This window comes from Pseudobacillus sp. 179-B 2D1 NHS (assembly GCF_045370945.1).
Taxonomy (GTDB): domain Bacteria; phylum Bacillota; class Bacilli; order Bacillales; family Domibacillaceae; genus Pseudobacillus.
In genome coordinates, this window is the sequence record NZ_JBIQDP010000064.1 from 1 (window position 1) to 2550 (window position 2550).

Annotated in this window: 2 protein-coding genes; both read right to left on the reverse strand. The window is 48.5% G+C overall.

Annotated elements, in window-relative coordinates; translation table 11 throughout:
* A partial coding sequence (locus tag ACH0BF_RS25020) for a 2-oxoacid:ferredoxin oxidoreductase subunit beta (RefSeq protein WP_406910522.1) occupies positions 1–824 on the reverse strand: 824 nt, incomplete at its 3' end.
* Positions 811–2550 (reverse strand): 2-oxoacid:acceptor oxidoreductase subunit alpha (locus ACH0BF_RS25025; RefSeq protein WP_406910523.1); only part of this gene is annotated, 1740 nt, incomplete at its 5' end. The genes ACH0BF_RS25020 and ACH0BF_RS25025, both read right to left, overlap by 14 nt.

Sequence of the window (2550 nt, forward strand, 5' to 3'; positions counted from 1 at the left end):
AGCTGCAGGTCTTGGCTGGCCAGCGGTTCTTCTGCATAGCCATGCACAAGCTCTTGATAAGAAGCTCTTTCTTTATCCTGATAAATGATACCTGTTACGAGACCGTTGTGTTGCATCAGCGTATTCATCGCTATCTCCCGATTGGAAGAATCATAGTCTTCAATCGCAGAAAGCTTCGTTAAGTTTTCTTTAAACCAATCATAGGTGTTAATTTTATTATAGGTCACACATGGGCTGAACACGTTAATAATAGAAAAGCCCTTATGGTTGATGCCCGCTTCAATGATGGCCGTTAAGTCCTTCAGGTCCGTAGAGAAGCTTTGAGCGACAAATGTAGCACCACTTGTCAGCGCCAGCTCCATGGGAGAGACCGTTCCTTCAATCGCTCCTTTCGGAGTGGACTTTGTTACAAATCCCTGAGCAGAGCGAGGAGAGGTTTGCCCCTTTGTTAACCCGTAAATCTGATTATCCATCACAATATAAGTCATATCAATATTGCGGCGCATCGCATGAATCGTATGCCCCATGCCGATGGCGAATCCATCGCCGTCTCCGCCAGAAGCAATCACCGTTAAGTCTTTATTGGCCATCTTCACTCCTTGAGCAATCGGCAGTGATCGCCCATGAATCCCATGAAGGCCGTATGATTTAATGTAGCCTGAAATACGTCCCGAACAGCCGATGCCGGAAATAACCGCGAGCTGATCCGGCGTCAAGCCGATATTGGCCGCCGCCCGCTGAATCGCCGCCTGGACAGAAAAGTCACCGCAGCCTGGACACCAGTTTGGTTTTACATCATTTCGAAAATCTTTAAACGTTGCCATTTGTAACCGCTCCTTGTAATGGGAAAAGTTCTTTGCTGCCATGGTAAATATGATGCGGCTGGAATGGATTGCCGTCATATTTTAGCAGGCTTTTCACTTTCTGAATGTGGCCTACATTCATTTTAATGATATTCGCCAATTGGCCAGTCGCATTATTTTCTACGACAAGCACGTTTTTCGCTGACTCGATCAGCGGCAAGATTTCTTCTGACGGGAACGGATGAATGAGTCTAATTTGAGCATGGTTGACTTTTGCCCCCTCCTGCTCTAACCGTTCCATCGCTTCTTCAATCGCCCCGCGAGTGGAATTAAATCCGATCAACAATAAATCAGCTTCTTCATGCTGAGCGTTTTTATAGATCGGTGTATCAAAGCGGATCTGCTCCAGTTTTCTCATCCGCTTGTCCATTTGAGCCTGGCGATTAGCCGCTCCTTCGGACGGCCTGCCGGTCTCATCATGCTCCACCCCTGTTACGTGGTGAATGCCATGCTTCATGCCAGGGATCACTCGAGGGGAAACTCCGTCCTCTGTCACTTCATAGCGTTTAAAGTAAGCTTTTCCATCCAGCTCCGGCAGCTCTTCTTGAACAAGTTTGCCTCGGCGGATTTCTACTCGGCTGTAGTCCAGCGGTTCGACGGTTTGTTTGCCAAGAGATAACTGCAAGTCAGATAGAAGAATCACCGGACATTGATATTCTTCTGCGAGATTAAAGGCTTCCACCGTATCATAAAAGGCTTCTTCTGCCGTGCTTGGCGCCATCACGATTTTCGGGATTTCGCCATGGGTTCCGTAAATCATCGCCAGTAAGTCGGACTGTTCTTGTTTTGTTGGCAAGCCGGTAGATGGACCCCCCCGCTGAGTATCAACGACAACGAGCGGCGTTTCTGTCATCCCCGCCAGGCCAATCGCTTCCATCATTAAAGAGAGGCCCGGTCCCGCAGAAGCGGTAAAGGAACGAATGCCGCCATAATTGGCACCGATCGCCATCGTGGCTGCCGCGATTTCATCTTCTGTTTGAATGACCGTTCCGCCGACCTTCGGCAGTTTGTCGATCAAGTATTCCATAATTTCAGAAGCTGGCGTAATCGGGTAAGCCGCCATCAAACGGACACCGCCCGTCAGGGCACCGAGTGCGATCGCATCATTGCCGATCATGAACATCCGCTGATGTCCATCTGCCGCTTCAAGCTGCATGGCTCCTACTTTGCTGCCAAGCTGGTCACACATATATTGATAGCCTTGTTGAATCGCTTCCATGTTCTTCTGGACAACGGCTTCTCCCTTGCGGCCAAAAATTTCTTCTACTACATTGGTAAACACGTGTACATCTAAATTAATAACAGCGCATGTGGCCCCTACAGCTACCATGTTCTTCATCAACGACGTACCCAGTTCAGCCGCGATTTCTGTGAAAGGAACGACATACAATTCTGCCTTTGCCTGATCTGGCTTCACTGGATTGAACTTAGCATCTGCGATGATGATTCCCTGATCGTGAAGCTCCCCATAGTTGACATCAATGGTTTCCTGGTCAAATGCCACTAAAATATCTAAATCATCCGCGACCGCACGGACAGGAGTCGTGCTCACACGAATTTTATTATTGGTATGGCCGCCTTTAATTCGGGATGAAAAATGGCGGTACCCGTAGAGAAAGTACCCGAGACGGTTCAAAGCGGTAGAAAAGATTTCCCCGGTACTTTCAATCCCTTCCCCCTGTTGTCC